General features: G+C 65.0%; 16 protein-coding genes. 9 read left to right on the top strand and 7 right to left on the bottom strand.

The features are described 5' to 3' along the window. The first annotated feature begins 83 nt into the window (after positions 1 to 83). Positions 84 to 1,100, top strand: a complete 1,017-nt coding sequence (locus tag PQR02_RS17325) for a 1-aminocyclopropane-1-carboxylate deaminase (RefSeq protein WP_408233177.1) — start codon at positions 84 to 86, stop codon at positions 1,098 to 1,100. A 135-nt stretch (positions 1,101 to 1,235) separates the two neighbouring features. Here PQR02_RS17325 and PQR02_RS17320 read toward each other — a convergent pair whose 3' ends face one another. Then, positions 1,236 to 2,126 (bottom strand): LysR family transcriptional regulator, encoded by an 891-nt coding sequence (locus PQR02_RS17320; RefSeq protein ID WP_408233174.1) that lies wholly within the window; start codon positions 2,124 to 2,126, stop codon positions 1,236 to 1,238. Between the two features lie 132 nt (positions 2,127 to 2,258). Here PQR02_RS17320 and PQR02_RS17315 point away from each other — a divergent pair, with 132 nt between their 5' ends. Continuing rightward, positions 2,259 to 2,984 (top strand): pirin family protein, encoded by a 726-nt coding sequence (locus tag PQR02_RS17315; protein ID WP_408233172.1) that lies wholly within the window; start codon positions 2,259 to 2,261, stop codon positions 2,982 to 2,984. An 85-nt stretch (positions 2,985 to 3,069) separates the two neighbouring features. Continuing rightward, positions 3,070 to 3,483: a DoxX family protein gene (locus tag PQR02_RS17310; protein ID WP_408233169.1), complete on the top strand. Its 414-nt coding sequence runs from the start codon at positions 3,070 to 3,072 to the stop codon at positions 3,481 to 3,483. Between the two features lie 209 nt (positions 3,484 to 3,692). On the opposite strand, the gene ahpF is transcribed toward PQR02_RS17310, so the two are convergent. The 3 genes from ahpF to prpR form a co-directional block, all read right to left on the bottom strand. Next, positions 3,693 to 5,285 carry an alkyl hydroperoxide reductase subunit F gene (gene ahpF, locus PQR02_RS17305; protein WP_408233166.1) on the bottom strand — a complete coding sequence of 531 codons (1,593 nt, stop codon included), beginning with the start codon at positions 5,283 to 5,285 and terminating at the stop codon, positions 3,693 to 3,695. Between the two features lie 159 nt (positions 5,286 to 5,444). Beyond that, positions 5,445 to 6,008: an alkyl hydroperoxide reductase subunit C gene (ahpC, locus tag PQR02_RS17300; RefSeq protein ID WP_408233163.1), complete on the bottom strand. Its 564-nt coding sequence runs from the start codon at positions 6,006 to 6,008 to the stop codon at positions 5,445 to 5,447. 137 nt (positions 6,009 to 6,145) lie between these two features. Next, positions 6,146 to 8,164 carry a propionate catabolism operon regulatory protein PrpR gene (gene prpR / locus PQR02_RS17295; RefSeq protein WP_408233160.1) on the bottom strand — a complete coding sequence of 673 codons (2,019 nt, stop codon included), beginning with the start codon at positions 8,162 to 8,164 and terminating at the stop codon, positions 6,146 to 6,148. Positions 8,165 to 8,407: 243 nt separating this feature from the next. Here prpR and PQR02_RS17290 point away from each other — a divergent pair, with 243 nt between their 5' ends. The 5 genes from PQR02_RS17290 to PQR02_RS41090 all read left to right on the top strand — a co-directional run bounded on the left by PQR02_RS17290 (position 8,408) and on the right by PQR02_RS41090 (position 12,510). Further along, positions 8,408 to 9,289, top strand: a complete 882-nt coding sequence (locus tag PQR02_RS17290; protein WP_408233157.1) for an isocitrate lyase/PEP mutase family protein — start codon at positions 8,408 to 8,410, stop codon at positions 9,287 to 9,289. Positions 9,290 to 9,760: 471 nt separating this feature from the next. After that, positions 9,761 to 11,200, top strand: coding sequence for an MFS transporter (locus PQR02_RS17285; protein WP_408233154.1), 1,440 nt, complete (start codon positions 9,761 to 9,763; stop codon positions 11,198 to 11,200). Positions 11,201 to 11,249: 49 nt separating this feature from the next. Further along, positions 11,250 to 11,687, top strand: a complete 438-nt coding sequence (locus tag PQR02_RS17280; RefSeq protein ID WP_408233151.1) for a GNAT family N-acetyltransferase — start codon at positions 11,250 to 11,252, stop codon at positions 11,685 to 11,687. Between the two features lie 221 nt (positions 11,688 to 11,908). Next, positions 11,909 to 12,415: a cation efflux transmembrane domain-containing protein gene (locus tag PQR02_RS17275; RefSeq protein WP_494478095.1), complete on the top strand. Its 507-nt coding sequence runs from the start codon at positions 11,909 to 11,911 to the stop codon at positions 12,413 to 12,415. After that, positions 12,376 to 12,510: a hypothetical protein gene (locus PQR02_RS41090; RefSeq protein WP_494478094.1), complete on the top strand. Its 135-nt coding sequence runs from the start codon at positions 12,376 to 12,378 to the stop codon at positions 12,508 to 12,510. Before PQR02_RS17275 ends, PQR02_RS41090 begins: the two co-directional genes overlap by 40 nt. 7 nt (positions 12,511 to 12,517) lie before the next feature. Here the strand turns inward: PQR02_RS41090 and PQR02_RS17270 are convergent, their stop codons facing one another. From PQR02_RS17270 to PQR02_RS17260, 3 genes are all read right to left on the bottom strand, one after another. Continuing rightward, positions 12,518 to 13,396 (bottom strand): 2OG-Fe(II) oxygenase, encoded by an 879-nt coding sequence (locus tag PQR02_RS17270; protein ID WP_408233148.1) that lies wholly within the window; start codon positions 13,394 to 13,396, stop codon positions 12,518 to 12,520. 97 nt (positions 13,397 to 13,493) lie between these two features. Beyond that, positions 13,494 to 13,973: a nuclear transport factor 2 family protein gene (locus PQR02_RS17265; protein ID WP_408233145.1), complete on the bottom strand. Its 480-nt coding sequence runs from the start codon at positions 13,971 to 13,973 to the stop codon at positions 13,494 to 13,496. Between the two features lie 122 nt (positions 13,974 to 14,095). Further along, positions 14,096 to 15,676 carry an MFS transporter gene (locus PQR02_RS17260; protein WP_408233142.1) on the bottom strand — a complete coding sequence of 527 codons (1,581 nt, stop codon included), beginning with the start codon at positions 15,674 to 15,676 and terminating at the stop codon, positions 14,096 to 14,098. A gap of 109 nt (positions 15,677 to 15,785) precedes the next feature. Between PQR02_RS17260 and PQR02_RS17255 the strand changes: the two genes are divergently transcribed. After that, a partial coding sequence (locus tag PQR02_RS17255) for a LysR family transcriptional regulator (protein WP_408233139.1) occupies positions 15,786 to 16,484 on the top strand: 699 nt, incomplete at its 3' end.

The raw sequence follows: 16,484 nt of genomic DNA, 5'->3' as shown, positions 1-16,484 counted from the left end.
TCGGCCGGTTTTACCTACCATGGATTCCACACGACGGCCCGCTGTTCGCGTCGCGTCGCACATCTACTCACCACGGAGCTGCCATGAACCTGCAACGATTCCCTCGCTACCCACTCACCTTCGGACCGACGCCGATCCAGCCGCTCAAACGCCTGAGCGATCATCTCGGCGGCAAGGTGCATCTGTACGCGAAGCGCGAGGATTGCAATAGCGGGTTTGCGTTCGGCGGCAACAAGACCCGCAAGCTCGAATATCTGATTCCGGAAGCGCTGGCGCAGGGCTGCGACACGCTGGTGTCGATCGGCGGAATCCAGTCGAACCAGACCCGCCAGGTGGCGGCCGTCGCCGCCCATCTGGGCATGAAGTGCGTGCTCGTGCAGGAGAACTGGGTCAACTATTCGGATGCCGTGTACGACCGCGTCGGCAACATCCAGATGTCGCGGATTCTGGGCGCGGATGTGCGGCTCGTCGAAGACGGCTTCGACATCGGCTTTCGCAAGAGCTGGGAAGATGCGCTGCACAGCGTGCGCGCCGCGGGCGGCAAGCCCTACGCGATTCCGGCCGGCTGCTCCGATCATCCGCTGGGCGGACTCGGGTTCGTCGGCTTCGCGGAAGAAGTGCGTCAGCAAGAAGCCGAGCTGGGCTTCAAGTTCGACTACATCGTCGTGTGTTCGGTGACCGGCAGCACGCAGGCCGGCATGGTGGTCGGCTTTGCCGCAGATGGCCGCGCCGAGCGCGTGATCGGCATCGATGCATCGGCGAAACCGGCACAGACGCGCGAGCAGATCACGCGAATCGCACAGCAGACCGCGCAGCAGGTCGACCTCGGCCGTGATATCACCGCGAAAGACGTGGTGCTCGACGAGCGATTCGGCGGTCCGGAATACGGTCTGCCGAACCACGGCACGCTGGAGGCGATCCGCTTGTGCGCGCGGCTCGAAGGCGTGTTGACCGATCCGGTCTATGAGGGCAAATCGATGCACGGGATGATCGACATGGTGCGTAATGGGGAATTTCCCGCGGGCTCGCGCGTGTTGTACGCGCATCTGGGTGGCGTGCCGGCGTTGAATGGTTACAGCTTTATCTTTCGCAATGGGTGATGCTGTTCAGTGGGCGGCGTGAGGTCATGAGAAGGTTGCCGTGACGTGCGCGGCGGCGGCGCGCCGTAGTGCTCCGCCAGCCAGCCGCACCACGCGCAAGCCCTCAAGCCCTCAAGCCCTCAAGCCCTCAAGCCCTCAAGCCGCCAGATTCTTCTTCAAATGCTTGCGCAAGAACTCGACAAACGCGCGGATCGTGACCGAGCTTTGCCGATGCTGCGGATACACCGCGTAGACGCTGGTCGCGTCAGGCAGGAAGGCGTCGAGCACGGGGACCAGTCGACCGTTTTTGAGCGCGTCCGCGACGATAAAATCGGGAAGCCGAACAATTCCCAGCCCGGCCACGGCGGCGTCGCGGATCAGATCGCCATTGTTGGCCCGCAACGGTCCGCGCACTTCGACGCCCTTCACCACCCCGTCCACGACGAAGTCCCAGCTGACCGCGCCGCCATGGCCGTACAACAGGCATGAATGACGTTGCAGATCGGCCGGCACGGCGGGCGCCCCGCGGCGCCTCACATACCCCGGACTGCAACACGCCACCATCCTGACGTCGACCAGCTTCTGCGCGATCAGCGTGGAATCGGCCAGCGTGCCGATGCGGATCGCCATGTCGAAGCCCTCGCCCACCACGTCGACGGTGCGGTCGCTCAACTCCATGTCGAAGCGCACGTCGCCGTGCTCGCGCAGGAACAGCGCGACGAGCGGCGACAGATGCAGCATGCCGAAAGACATCGGCGCGCTCACGCGCAATAGCCCGCGCGGACCCGCGCGCCGCAGCGACATGGCCTGCTCGGCATCCTCGACTTCAGCGAGGATGCGCCTCGCGCGCTCGTAAAACTCCTGGCCGAGGTCGGTCACGGCGAGCTTGCGCGTATTGCGGATCAGTAGCTGCACGCCGAGCGCTTCTTCCAACGCCATCACCCGGCGGCTGACGAACTGCTTGGACAGCGAGAGCCGATTGGCCGCCGCGGTGAAGTTGTGCGCGTCGACCGTGGCGACGAAGATCCGCATGTCATCGAGTTGCATCGTATTGTCCACTGATTGGCGACAGTGTTTCACTGTCGAGATCGATTATAGCCAACCAGATTGACCTACACTGTCATTCATGGATCGCGGACAAACATCTGGCCCGGATCGCACAACTCAAAGGAGAAAAAGATGCTTGAAATCAGACATGCCAATCAACGCGGCCGCGCGGAACACGGCTGGCTCAGCTCGCGTCACACGTTTTCCTTCGCGCATTATCACGACCCGAAGCAGAACGGCTTCTCCGATCTGCTCGTGATCAACGACGACCGCGTGGCGCCGGCGCAAGGCTTCGGCAAGCATCCGCACCGCGACATGGAAATTTTCTCGTACGTGCTGGAAGGCGCGCTGGAGCACAAGGACACGATGGGCACCGGCTCGGTGATCGTGCCGGGCGACATCCAGCTGATGAGTGCGGGAACCGGCGTGGCGCACAGCGAATACAACCATTCGAAGCGCGAGCCGGTGCACTTCCTGCAAATCTGGATCGCCCCGGGCGCGCAGGGCACCGCACCGCGTTATCAGCAACGGAATTTCAGCGCGGCTGACAAGCGCGGCGTGTTGCGCCTCGTGCTGTCGCCGGACGGCGCGAACGATTCGCTGACGCTGCAACAGGATGCGCGCGTGTACGCCGGGCTTTTCGACGGGGCTGAAACCGCGCGGCTCGAACTGGCGAGCGACCGCTATGCGTACATCCACGTAGCGCGCGGCAGTGTGACGGTGAACGGCGTGGAGCTCGGCGCAGGCGACGGCGTGCGAGTGCGCGGCGAAGAAGCGCTGAACTTGTCGCAAGGCCATGACGCGGAAGTGCTGGTGTTCGATTTGCGCAACATCGAGACGTCGGCGCTGTGGGCTTGAGGCCTCGATCGCTTGTTTAACTCAGGCGTGGCTCGCGGGACGAATTGCGGCGAGCCACGTCCCTCCCGGACTATTGGAAAAAATTATGCGCTATACCCTGTTAGAAAACCAGAGAGACGCGGTCATTCTCGTCGCCCGCATCCTGTTGATGGTGCTGTTCGTGATGTTCGGCTGGTCGAAGCTGACGGGCTTTTCCGGCACCGTCGCCTACATGACGTCGAGCGGCGCGCCCATGCCCGAGTTGTCGACGATCATCGCCGTGGTGATGGAGTTCGTCGTGGGCATCGCGCTGCTGGTGGGTTTCTTTACGCGGCCGCTGGCGCTGCTGCTTGCGGTTTATACGTTGGGCGCCGCGATCATCGGCCACCACTACTGGAACATGACCGGCGCAGTGCAGTACGACAACATGATTCACTTCTACAAGAACATCAGCATCATCGGCGGGCTGCTGCTGTTGTGTGTCACCGGTGCTGGCAAGTATTCGATTGACCGGAGTTGACAACACGTTCTGGCAGATCGATAAAAAGCCGCTCGGCACGTACGCCGCGCGGCTTTTTTGCGTAATCTTTCAGGCTTACCCGCCGCGAACTGCGAGAGGCGGCCCTCGCCGAAAAAGCAAAGCCCCCATTCACGCGGGCTTAATGTCACTCACCAACGAGAGCGGCGGCCCGCAGGCCGCCACTCTCCACTCACGCTAGCGCTACCGCATCAAACCGCCGCTTCGGCTTCAGCCTCGCTGACCGTTTCCACTTCTTCGCTGTTGCGGATCAGGTGATCGAATGCGGAGAGCGAGGCCTTCGCGCCGTCGCCCACGGCGATCACGATCTGCTTGAACGGCACCGTGGTCACGTCGCCCGCGGCGAACACGCCCGGCACCGACGTCGCGCCACGCGCATCGACGACGATTTCGCCGTGCTTCGACAACTCCACCGTGCCCTTGAGCCATTCGGTATTCGGCGCGAGGCCGATCTGCACGAACACGCCCTCCAGTTCGACCGTCTTCACTTCGCCCGAACGCAGGTCCTTGTAGACCAGACCATTGACCTTCTTGCCGTCGCCGGTGATTTCAGTGGTCTGTGCCTGCGTGACGATGGTCACGTTGGCGAGGCTGCGCAGCTTGCGTTGCAGCACTTCGTCGGCACGCAGCGTCGCGCCGAATTCGAACAGCGTCACTTCCCGCACGATGCCCGCGAGGTCGATCGCCGCTTCGACACCCGAGTTGCCGCCGCCGATCACCGCGACACGCTTGCCCTTGAACAGCGGGCCGTCGCAGTGCGGGCAATACGCGACGCCGTGGTTGCGATACTCGCGCTCGCCCGGCACGTTGATTTCACGCCAGCGCGCGCCAGTCGCCAGAATGATGGTCCTGGCCTTGAGCACCGCACCATTGGCGAGGCGCACTTCGTTGATGCGTCCCGGAATCAGCGCGTCGGCGCGCTGCACGTCCATGATGTCGACGTCATAGGCCTTCACATGCTGTTCGAGCGCCGTGGCGAACTTCGGCCCTTCGGTTTCCGTCACGGAGACGAAGTTCTCGATTGCCAGCGTGTCGAGCACCTGGCCGCCGAAGCGTTCCGCAACCACCCCCGTCGCAATGCCCTTGCGCGCCGAGTAAATCGCCGCAGCCGCGCCCGCCGGGCCGCCGCCGACGATCAGCGTGTCGAACACCGGCTTCTTTTCCAGCTCCTTCGCGGCACGGGCGCCCGCGTTGGTGTCGAGCTTCGCGAGAATTTCCTTCACGCCGCTGCGGCCCTGGCCGAACACTTCGGCGTTCATGAACATCGTCGGTACCGCCATGATCTGGCGCGCTTCGACTTCGTTCTGGAACAGCGCGCCGTCGATCGCCACGTGACGGATGCGCGGGTTGATCAGCGCCATCACGTTCAGCGCCTGGACGACTTCCGGGCAGTTCTGGCATGACAGCGAAAAATACGTTTCGAATTGATAATCGCCGTCGAGATTGCGGATCTGTTCGATCACCGCATCGTCGAGTTTGACCGGATGGCCGCCGACCTGCAGCAGTGCGAGGACGAGCGATGTGAATTCATGCCCCATCGGAATGCCCGCAAAGCGGATGCCGGTATCCTTGCCCGGCTCGCTGATCGAAAACGACGGCTTGCGTTCGTTGTCGCCGCGGCGTTGGACCACAGTCACGCGTTCCGACAACGCCGCGATATCGTTCAGCAGTGCCAGCAGCTCTTGCGATTTTGCACCGTCGTCGAGCGATGCGACGATTTCGATAGGCCTGCTAACCTTTTCGAGGTACGTTTTCAATTGATTCTTGAGATTGGCGTCAAGCATGGCGATTCGATTCCGTGACGAGGGGTGTTGGTTTCCCGGCGCCGCACGCAGTCCGGATAGGACAGGTACGGCCCTGGGCCGCGCGAACCGCTGCATGAAGCGGTCCGCACGGTGCTGCAGGTGCGCTGTAAGGCGCGGACTGCGAAAGGTCCGAAGACCTTAGATCTTGCCGATCAGGTCGAGCGACGGGGTCAGCGTTTCTGCGCCCGGCGTCCACTTGGCGGGGCAAACTTCACCCGGGTGAGCCGCGATGTATTGCGCAGCCTGCACCTTGCGCAGCAGCTCGCCAGCGTCACGGCCGATGCCGTTGTCGTGGATTTCGCACAGCTTGATCTCGCCTTCCGGGTTGATCACGAACGTGCCGCGCAGCGCCAAGCCTTCTTCTTCGATCAGCACGTCGAAGTTGCGCGAGATTGCCAGGGTCGGGTCGGCGATCATCGGGTACTTGATCTTCTGGATCGTGTCCGACGTGTCGTGCCATGCCTTGTGCGTGAAGTGCGTGTCGGTCGACACGCTATAGATTTCGACCCCGAGCTTCTGGAAATCGGCGTAGCGGTCGGCCAGGTCACCCAGTTCGGTCGGGCACACAAACGTGAAGTCAGCCGGATAGAAAACGAAAACCGACCACTTGCCCTTCAGGCTTTCTTCAGTAACGGTCGTGAAATCGCCGTTGTGATAAGCCTGTGCCTTAAACGGTTTGACTTGACTGTTGATGATCGGCATTTACTGAATCCTCTTTCTGAGTGGGTTGGAAAGTAGAGTCAGTATGTCAGACGACGCTTAATAGGTAAAGCGGATTGTTTTAATCTTTGCGATAGTTTTACACTATTTATCTTGTCCCTACCGCCTATCGCACCGGGTCAGTCCTTCAGAAGCCGCCACAGCATGGTACGGCTGATTCCCAGCGCCCGGCTTGCCGCGGCGCGATTGCCGCCGGAATGTTCGAGGGCATGCAGCACGTCCTTGCGGGTGGGCGTGGCGCGGGCAGAAATATTGCTGATGGTCGCATCCGCGAGGCCCGGCGCGGTCTTGACCGGCAACGCCCGCGTCGTCCGCCCGAACTCGGGGAACACCGCCGGCCAATCCTGCGACGCATCCGCCGCGGCGTCGCCGAAATAGATCGCCGCGCGCACCAGCAGGTTTTCCAGTTCCCGGACGTTGCCGGGCCACGCGTAGTGCTCGAATAGGGGCGCGAGAAACGCCAGTACCCGCTGCTGCGCAGCGTCCGGCAAACCATATTGGAGCGCGCCGCGGCTCAATAGGTGCCGCGCCAGTTGGGCGACATCGCCGCGCCGCTCGCGCAGCGGCGGCAATTTTATCTGAAGCAGGTTCAGACGAAAATACAGATCCGCCCGAAACGCGCCCTGCTCGACGAGCGCATGCAAGTCGCGGTGGGTTGCGGCAATGACCCGCACGTCGACCGGCGTCGCCCGTCCCGAGCCGAGCTTCATCACCTCGCGCTCCTGCAGCACACGCAACAGCCGGCTTTGCAGCGCGGCCGGCATCTCGCCGATTTCATCGAGGAAGATCGTGCCGGTGTGCGCGATCTCGAACAGGCCCGGCTTGCCGCCGCGGCGCGCGCCGGTGAACGCGCCCTCTTCATGGCCGAACAATTCGCTCTCGATCAAGCCTTCAGGCAGCGCCGCGCAATTGAACGCGACGAAGGGGTTGCCGCGCCGCCGGCTGGCGTTGTGGATGCCCTGCGCGACCAGCTCCTTGCCGGTGCCGCTTTCGCCGGTGAGCAGCACGGTCGCGTCGTGCGCCGCGCCGGCCCGCGCGAGGCGGCGCACCCGTTCCAGCGCCGGCGAGCCGCCGATCAGATCGTCGAGCTGGTGCCGCGCCACCAGATGTTTCGGCCGCTGGCTGGTGCGCAGCGAGCGGTCGATCCGCTGCGCGACCAGCGCGTCCTGCACCGTCACCACCGAGCCGGAGCGCACGCCGTGCTCGACGATCGGCACGCAGTTGACGATCAGCGCGCGGCCGCCGATCTGCTCGATGCGCTCCTCGATCGGCTGATCGTGCGCGAGCGTTTCGCGCAGCAGCGGAGCAACCAGGCGCGCCACCTGCGCGGCCACGTCGTGTTCAAGGCCGCCAACGGGCGCTTCCTGCAGGGCGTTGGCCAAGCGGGCCTCCTTCGGAGCACCCAGGCCGAGCAGTTCCAGCATCGCCGGATTGACCGCTTCGAGCTGGCCGGCGTCGTCGAAGGCGGCGACGCCGTCGCGCAGATGCGCGACGATCGTGTTCAGCCGCACGCGCTTGGACTCCTTCTGACGGCTCACGCGCGCCAGCTCGACGGAACGCTCGAACGCCTCTTCGACCGCGCCGAGCGAATACAGAAAGACGCTCTCCATGCCGGCCTGCTGCGCGAGATCGCAGGCCATGCCGGGGCCGATGATCACGCCGCAGCCTTCGGCGGCGAGCTTGTCGACGGCGAGCCGCACTTCGTCAACCGAGCGGTACGCGCACTGATTCAGGCCGACGTTCAGCCAAGGACCCAGCTCGGCGAGTTCCTGCGAGACCGTTTCATGCAGCGCGAGGCCGATCCGCGCGCCGGGCCACGTGGTGGCGGCGAGCGTGATCGCGTTCAGCACGTCGAAGCCGTTCACCTTGACCATCACGACCGGTACGTTCAGATGCTCGCGCAGATACGCGCCGTTCGAGCCGGCGGCCAGCACGACGTCGACCGCGCCCGCATCCACGTAGGCTTGCAGCATGGCGACCGCCGCGCCATAACCTTCCCGGACCGGGAAAAATTTCGCGCGCTCGGCGTAGCGCGGCGCGACCGTCTCGCAAAGCGACTGCAGCCGGCTGATACTCACGAGTGCGACGCCCGGCCGGCCGGGATTGGAATTGACAAGAGACGACGTGAGGGTGGACACCGCAGGCACTCCTTTTCCTACGCTTCGAGGCTGGACGTTCAGCTTTCGATGCCAGAGCGTTGAAACGTTCCATGAAACGTTTCATGGAACCGAGACCGTATTCTGCCACGAACGGCACAACCTGGCCAAAACGACCCAACTCATTGATTATTCGAGACAAAACCGCGACCGTCGGCAAATGGCACGCTTCCTGCACTATAGCGCCCCATCCCCCAACGACTTTCCTTCTGGAGACTCACTGTCATGACCACTTCCGCTACCCGTCGCGCCGCCTTCCGCGCCAAAGTCGACCAACGCCAAGGCCTCCTCGTGCCCGGCGCTTTTAATGCGATGAGCGCCCGCGTGATCGAGGACGCCGGCTTCGAGGCGCTCTACATCACCGGCGCGGGCGTCACGAATATGTCGCTCGGACTGCCCGATCTCGGTTTCATCGGACTCGCCGAAGTCGCCGAACACACGGCGCGCATTCGCGACGCGGTCGCACTGCCGCTGATCGTCGATGCCGACACCGGCTTCGGCAACGCGCTGAACGTGCGCCAGACCGTGCGCGTGCTCGAGCGCAGCGGCGCCGACGTGATCCAGTTCGAAGACCAAGTGATGCCGAAGAAATGCGGCCACTTTGCCGGCAAGGAAGTGGTCTCGGCGAGCGAGATGGTCGGCAAGATCCGCGCGGCTGTCGACGCCCGCGAAGACGGCAATCTGCAGATCATGGCCCGCACCGACTCCGCGGCGGTCCACGGCATCGAGGATGCGATCGAGCGCGGCCATCGTTTCATCGAAGCCGGCGCCGACATCCTGTTCATCGAGGCGACCGAGTCGCTTGCCGACATCGAGCGGCTGCCGGCGCTGTTCGACAAGCCGCAACTGATCAACATCGTGATCGGCGGCAAGACGCCGGTGCAGTCGCGCGAGGCGCTCGCGAAGCTCGGCTACGGCATCGTGCTGTATGCGAACGCGGCGCTGCAGGGCGCGGTCCTGGGCATGCAGCGCGCGCTCGGCAGCCTGAAGAGCAACGGCCGTCTCGACGAGGACGCGACGCTCGTCGCGCCGTTCAGCGAACGCCAGCGGCTCGTCAACAAGCCGCTGTACGACCGGCTGGATCGCGAATACGCCGCGAAGGACTGAGCGGCGCGCGACGAGCGTGTTTCCCGCGCCCGTCCGTTGCGCGGCGCGCCGCGCGGACCGGCCGGCGCACCGGCACGCGCCGTGCTGGCTGTGCGTTGGAGGGTGCGTTTAGCGGCGCGTCCTGTGTTCGGCAACGGTATGGCGCGATTTATTGCGTTAGGATTCAGGGCTGGCCGCGCGCGTGCGATCCATTACGGCTTCACGCGTGCACCGGCCCAGCGCCGGCCATGCTGAAGCCCGGGGGTCTCGCACGGACGGGGGGCGCCGGAAGCCGAACGCAGGATGCCCGATGCCGGATGCCCCGGTGCCGGAAGCCTGGATGCATGAAGCTCCGACGCCGGAAACCCGGACGCCGGAAACACGTTATCGAAAGGTAGTCGCAACCAACATGAAGTCCACTCCATCGCCCGCCCTGCGCCAGCACGCCCACAACCTCGACGCCCCCGCACGCATTGCAGCGGAGACCGCGCAATGACCAGCGCCAGCACACCCAACGCGCATGTCGGCTGGCTGCCGTATCTCGTCGCGGCCACCTTCTTCATGGAGTATCTCGACACCACGGTGATCGCCACCGCGCTGCCGCAGATGGCGCACTCGTTCGGCGTCGGCCCGAACAGCCTCAGTCTCGGCATGACCGCCTACATGCTGGCGCTGGCGATCTTCATTCCGGCCAGCGGCTGGGTCGCGGACCGCTGCGGCGCGCGCACGGTATTCTTCAGCGCGATCGCCGTGTTCACGGCGGCCTCGGTGCTGTGCGGCCTGTCGCAGAACGTCGGCGAATTCACCGCGGCGCGCGTGCTGCAAGGCGTGGGCGGCGCGATGATGGTGCCGGTGGGCCGCCTGATCGTGGTCCGCAGCACCGAGAAGAGCCGCATGATGCAGGCCATCTCGACGATCACATGGCCGGCCATCGCCGCGCCGGTGGTCGGGCCGCCGGTGGGCGGCTTCATCACCACCTACGCGTCGTGGCGCTGGATCTTTCTGCTGAACGTACCGTTCGGTCTGGCGGCGATGGCGCTCGCGCTCGCGCTGGTGCCGAATCTGCGCGGCGCCGAACGCAAGCCGCTCGACGTGGTCGGCCTGCTACTGAGCGGCCTCACGCTCACCGCGATCCTGTACGGCGCGGAACTCGCGAGCCAGCCCGGCACGAATCCGTGGATCGCTGGTGCGGTGGTGCTAGGCGGCCTGCTCGCGGGCGTGGTGGCGTTTCAGCATGCGAAGCACCATCCCTATCCGTTGATTGACGTCTCGACCCTGAAAATTCCCACGTTCTCTGTGACGGTGGTGACGGGCTCGTTCACGCGCATCGGCATCGGCGCGGTGCCGTATCTGATGCCGCTGCTGTTCCAGGTCGGCTTTGGTTTGTCCGCGTTCAGATCGGGGCTGTTGTTGCTCGCGAGCGCGCTCGGCAACCTCGGCATGAAGGCGCTGACCACGCGCATCTTGCAGCGCTACGGTTTCCGCATGGTGTCGATCGTCGATGTCGCGGTGGCCGGGATATTCATCATCGCATGCGGGCTGTTGACGCCGAACGTGCCGCTCGCGCTCGTGCTGTTCGTCGTGTTCGTGTATGGCGTGGCGCGCTCGATGCAATTCTCGACGCTCGCGACGCTTGCCTACGCCGATGTCGCGCAGCCGCAGATGAGCGCGGCGAGCACACTATGGAGCGCGGCGGCGCAGATGACCATCGGCCTGGGCATCGCGTTCGGCGCGGTCTCGCTGCGCGCGGCGGCGTTCTTCAACGGCGAGACGACAGGGCGCATCTTCACGCTCGACGACTTCCGGCTCGCGTTTCTATTTGCCGGGGTGCTGACGCTGGTGTCCGTGGCGGGTTACATGGGCCTCGCACCCAACGCCGGACAGAGCATCGGCGGCGGCTCGCGCGGCAGCGAGGACCCAGCGAAAGGGTGATGGCGAGTGAGGCTGGCGTCGGCAACCCGAAACCAAGCGGAGACACGCGGTGCAAACCAGTGAACTGACCGTCTCGAACGACAAGACCTTGCTCGACATCGAGATGGTTTATGCGTTCCTGTCGCAGGAAACCGCCTGGGCCAAGGGCATGCCGCGCGACACGTTCGAGCGGGCTGTTGCGGGCTCGCTATGTTTCGGCGGCTATATCGACGGCAAGCAGATTGCGTTCGCACGCCTGATCACCGACGAGGCGACCTTCGCTTACCTGTGCGACGTATTCGTGCTGCCCGCGTATCGCGGCAGAGGCTATGCGTCGACCTTGATGAAGCAGATATTCGCGAGCCCGTCGCTCACAGGTCTGCGAAGAATCGTGCTGGTGACGACCGACGCGCACCACGTCTACGAACCGCACGGCTTCAGGCAAGTGGCGAATCCCGAGCGCTATATGGAGTTGCACGATCCGGACGTCTACAAGACAACGGCTTGAGCGCAGATCTGGCGGATAGCGTAAGCGCACCACCACACGAGCGCGCGCTGTCATCGGCGTGCCACGTTCGGCGGGTACTTTGCTGCGACAATCAGAAAAAGTCCCAGCCCATGCGTCAATCGAACGTGTGGGACAGCCGCCAGCGTGGCCCCATCCAGAACGGCGGATGCCTTGCTTAGGCCGCCTCCACCAGCGCGCTGCTCAACGCGTTTCTGTCGCCGATGCAGATCGCCCTCGGCATCACCGCACAGTCGGACGGACTGCTCGCCGACGGCGTTCATACGCTGAGCGATGTGGCCGCCGATGCCATCGTGCTGGTCGTGCTGTGCCTCAGCGCGAGACACATCAGCGTGACGGCGAGCGACGCACGCCACACCGACCACACCATCGAGCAAGGCCTCGCCTCGCTGTTGATCGCCGCCGTGCTGATCCTCACCGCCGTGGAAATGCTCTGGCGGAGCATCGATCAAAGCTCGCCGCTGAGCGGCGGCACCGCGATGCACACCGGCGCGCTCGCCGTCAGCAGTTTCGTGATGGTCGCCAAGGAAATGCTGTTTCGCTACCTGCGCGCCGAAGGCCGCCGCAGCGGCTCGGCCATTCTGATGCCAGCGCCTGCCATGCGCGCGTCGATGCCGTGTCTGCACTGGTCGCGACCATGGGTCTGGCCGGCAGTCTCGCGGGCTTGCCGATGCTCGATCACCTCGCGGGCGCGGCGATCGGCCTGCTGATCCTGCGCATGGGCCATGCGAGCGCCCGCGACGCGCTGAAGCAACTGTTGACCACCTCGACCGGCACTGCCCCCGCCCGCCAGGCAGCCGAATGACGCGGACTCAACCGTAAGCGCGCTCGCGCATCCACTTCGTCATGATCCACTTGTCGCCGGCAAGCACCGGCGCGCCCGCGTGCAAGGTCAGCGGATCGAGTTGCCGCTGGCCGTTCATATAGCGGAAATACACCGCGCCGCCCTGCTTCGCCGCGACCGAGATGCGCGCTTCCGGGAAAGTGGTTTCGCCGCCGTCGGGCACGTCGTTCAGATAGATCACCAGCGTCGCCACCCGCTGGCCGCCCTTTGCGGTATGCACCGCGCTGCCCGGCTGATCGGGCGGGAAGTAGTCGAAATGCGCGCGGTATTCGCCGGTCGTGCCGTAGTGCAGGATCTGCAGCCCTTCGCCGTTTTCGACCGGCCAGTTCATCAGACTCGCGATGCGCCGGTCGAGCTTCTCGATAAACGGATCTTCGCCGCGCTGATACCAGATGCCTTCACTGGTGCGGTTGCGGATCACGTCCTCGTGGCCGGTGTCGGGATTGATCGTGGTGGAGCGCTTCAACCGATGACGCGAACGTTCGATCATCTCGCCGCACTCGTCGGCGGACAGCACGTCAGCGAACACGATCACCTGAGGACGTTCGCAGCGCATCAGCACGCGCACATCGCGGTCGTACGCGCGAATCACATTGCCGCGCGCGACCGGCGACTCGTCGTACTGGTAGGTTTGCCGCGCGGCTTGCGCAAGTGCCGCCTCGGTCGAGGCCCGCGCGGCAAGCCCGGCAAGCGCTACGCGCCGCTCAAACGTTTCATGCACCGCGACGCGCGCCGCGTCGGCGGCGAAGCCCGCGCGCACCATCGCCTCGATCATCGAGTCCGGGCTGCAACCGCGCGCCACATTGCTGCCCAGCCACTCTTCCCACGCGGCATTCACTACTGGCATAGCACTCCCTGTCGGTCGGCCTGAACGGATACTGGATCAACTGCCCGAATCATAGCAAGCACGCTGCGCGCATGATCTCAGAACGACGACACCGCTTTCAACGATCCCGTTCGCGATTGCGATAGGTAGCGAGTCCCTTGCGTGCCTGCGCGCGGATCAAGCGATGCACGAGCGGCGACCAGCCGAGTAGCGCGCCGCGCACGCCCAGCGCCTGGCGCAGCCACAGCCACAGGCCGAAGCGGTCGCGGTGCTCGACGATGCGTCCGTCGCGAAACGCGAAACGCGCGTCGATCTGGTTGACCACCGCGCGGCCCGTCTGGCTGAACTGATAGCGGGCGACCCAATGGACTTGACCGGCATGCTCGTCCGCGGCGACGCCGCCGAACGTCAGCGAGAAATCCTGCGCACGCTCCACCAGCATGCGCCACATGTCGCGCGCTTCTTCGCCGCGCAGCTCACCGAACACGGGATCGCTGAAGACGACGTCATCGGCATAGCAGGCGACCATCGTTTCGGCATCGCGTCGCTGAAACGCGGTGTAAAAACGTTCGATCAGTTCGGAGTTGGGATGGCTCATTGTTTCTTGTGTCGTGCGTGGCCGGAGTATGGCGAAAAGCCACCAGGCGATGTATGCCGCACGGACTCGACTGCGGGAATGCAGCACGATAGCGGAAAACGGCACTCACGGGCAACGCCAACTCACGTTCCGTCCCGCCCCGCGCCACGTACCGGCCGGGCTTGCGCTCTGCCGGCCAGCAACCACACGCCAGCGGCGACCGACGCCGCGACGAGCGCCGCCACGCGAAGCGCGGCTGCAAACCCATCGGCGAAGCTCGCGTGCGCGGCCGCTGTCAGTGCAGCACCCAGCGCGGGCGGCAGATGCGCAGTGGCCTGTGCGGTGTCGCCGGCCAACACGCGCGACATGAAGCCCGCGTCGAGTGCGGCTTTCACGCCGGGCGTCAATGGGACGGCCGCGCTAAAAGCCGCGTGCGTGCGCGCCGCGAGCACCGCGCCGAGCACGCCGACCGAAGTGACGATCGCCGTGAAGCGCGTGGTCGTGCTGACACCGGACGCCATCCCGGTCCGCTCCGGCGGCACGCACGCCATGATGGCCTTCTGCGTATCGCCGTTCAGCATCCCCGCGCCCAGCCCCGTCACGATCATGCCGAGGGCGACCCACGCGTACCGCTCGCCCTGTGCCACCGACGCGGTCAGCAGATTGCCGCACGCGATCAGCAGCAAGGCTGCGGACAGCAGCGTCATGGCGGAAATCCGCCTGCCAAGCGCCGCGCCGAGGTACGGCCCCACCACCATCGCCAGCGCGAACGGCAGCATGCCGACACCCGCCGCCACCGCCGACAGACCGAACGCGTTCTGCAAATACAACGGCAGGAACGTCATCATCACCTGCGCGCACGCGGCGTAGCCGAACATCGCGAGCACGGCGGCGACGAACCGCGCTTGCCGGAACAACGCGAGATCGATCATGGCGTGCGCCCGGACCCGCTGCACCTGGATGAACGCGCCGAACAGCAGCGCGCACGCGAGAAGCCTCGCGCCGGTAGTCCAGCTCGCGAGGCCGTGCGCCGGCACCTCGATCAATGCCCAGATGCCGAGCGCGAGCGCGACACCGAACAGCAGGCTGCCGGCGGCATCGAGCGGTCCGCGCGCGGGATTACGCGACTCCCGCAGCACACGCGACGCACACCAGGCGAGCACCGCGCACACAGGCAGATTGAGCAGAAAGATCCAGCGCCAGCCGAACCATTGCGTGATGACGCCGCCGACCAGCGGCGCCACCGTGGTGGCCACGCCCATGCAGGTCCCCCACACGGCCCATGCGCGCGCGCGTGCGGGTCCCTCGTGAAAGGTGTTCGCGATCACGGCCAGCGCGGCGGTCAACAGCATCGCAGCACCCACGCCCTTGACCGCGCGCGCGAGGTTCAGCGCGGCCGCCGAACCCGCAACGCCGCACCCGAAGGAGGCGAAGAAGAACACCGCGAGACCCACCAGCAGCATCTTCTTGCGGCCGACGCGATCGGCAAGCGCGCCCGCGGGCATCAGACACGCGGCGAAGGCAACCATATACGCGCTGACGACCCATTCGACATCGGCGAAACTCGCGTGGAACGAACGTGCGATCGACGGCAACGAGACGGCCACGACATTGGTATCCAGCACGATCAGCGCGCAGGTGGCGGACGCAGTGGCGAGCACGAACGCCGGCTGGGTGGCTGGTGGCTGCGCGGGCGCTGTGCTAGTGGTAGAGACGGATGACATACGGGCAGGCGGGGACGATTCGAAGTCACGTCATGGTAGCAATGCGTCTATTACCTGTCATTGCCATAAAATCACAAAATAATTAATCTCAGAGACAATACGGAAAATCATGCGACAGCTCGAACTTCGCCATATCCACGCGTTCGTTTGCGTTGCAAAACACCTGCATTTCTCGCGTGCCGCCGACGAACTGGGTATCGCCGCGCCGTCGCTGACCAAGCTGATCCAGGAAGCCGAACGCCTGCTCGGCGTACGGCTCTTTCATCGCAGCAAGCGCTCGGTGGCGCTGAGCGCGGCGGGCAGCGCATATCTCGCCGAGGCGCTCAGTGCGCTAGACCATCTCACGCGCGCCGGGGAGCGCGCGGTGCTGGCCGAACGCGGCGAACTGGGGCGGATCGAAGTCGGCTATGTGGCGTCGGCGGCCTATGCGGGCGTGTTGCAACGGGCGGTCGGCGGCTTTCGCGGCACGCATCAGGGGGTCGACATTTCAATTCGCGAAGTGCCGATGGACAACGTCGCCGCGATGCTGCGCGACGGCCTGCTCGACGCGGCCTATGTGCGCCCGCCCATGCCGCTGGCCGACGGCATTCAGGCCGTCACGGTGCACCGCGACCGGTTCGTGCTTGCACTGCGGGCCGATTGCCCGCTCGCCGGCTTCGCGAGCATCCGGTCCGCGCAGTTGCGCGACCACTGCTTCGTACTGCCGGAGCAGGAAGCCGGCACCTTCGAAGTGGCGCGGCGCGGGCGTTTTTCCGCCCGGCTCGGGCCGCGTCCGGGCACGCTCGCGGCGGTGCTGGCCTGCGTGTCG

The organism is Paraburkholderia sediminicola, from assembly GCF_046026895.1.
GTDB classification, from domain to species: domain Bacteria; phylum Pseudomonadota; class Gammaproteobacteria; order Burkholderiales; family Burkholderiaceae; genus Paraburkholderia; species Paraburkholderia sediminicola_C.
Note: the sequence above shows the minus strand (reverse complement) of the source record. Positions and strands in the feature narration are given on the sequence as shown.

Bases quoted from the DNA above. Each gene is read 5' to 3' on its own strand.
- PQR02_RS17325 (WP_408233177.1), top strand. From the start codon at position 84: ATGAACCTGCAACGATTCCCTCGCTACCCACTCACCTTCGGACCGACG.
- PQR02_RS17320 (WP_408233174.1), bottom strand. From the start codon at position 2,126: ATGCAACTCGATGACATGCGGATCTTCGTCGCCACGGTCGACGCGCAC.
- PQR02_RS17315 (WP_408233172.1), top strand. From the start codon at position 2,259: ATGCTTGAAATCAGACATGCCAATCAACGCGGCCGCGCGGAACACGGC.
- PQR02_RS17310 (WP_408233169.1), top strand. From the start codon at position 3,070: ATGCGCTATACCCTGTTAGAAAACCAGAGAGACGCGGTCATTCTCGTC.
- ahpF (WP_408233166.1), bottom strand. From the start codon at position 5,285: ATGCTTGACGCCAATCTCAAGAATCAATTGAAAACGTACCTCGAAAAG.
- ahpC (WP_408233163.1), bottom strand. From the start codon at position 6,008: ATGCCGATCATCAACAGTCAAGTCAAACCGTTTAAGGCACAGGCTTAT.
- PQR02_RS17290 (WP_408233157.1), top strand. From the start codon at position 8,408: ATGACCACTTCCGCTACCCGTCGCGCCGCCTTCCGCGCCAAAGTCGAC.
- PQR02_RS17285 (WP_408233154.1), top strand. From the start codon at position 9,761: ATGACCAGCGCCAGCACACCCAACGCGCATGTCGGCTGGCTGCCGTAT.
- PQR02_RS17275 (WP_494478095.1), top strand. From the start codon at position 11,909: ATGCAGATCGCCCTCGGCATCACCGCACAGTCGGACGGACTGCTCGCC.
- PQR02_RS41090 (WP_494478094.1), top strand. From the start codon at position 12,376: ATGCTCGATCACCTCGCGGGCGCGGCGATCGGCCTGCTGATCCTGCGC.
- PQR02_RS17270 (WP_408233148.1), bottom strand. From the start codon at position 13,396: ATGCCAGTAGTGAATGCCGCGTGGGAAGAGTGGCTGGGCAGCAATGTG.
- PQR02_RS17265 (WP_408233145.1), bottom strand. From the start codon at position 13,973: ATGAGCCATCCCAACTCCGAACTGATCGAACGTTTTTACACCGCGTTT.
- PQR02_RS17260 (WP_408233142.1), bottom strand. From the start codon at position 15,676: ATGTCATCCGTCTCTACCACTAGCACAGCGCCCGCGCAGCCACCAGCC.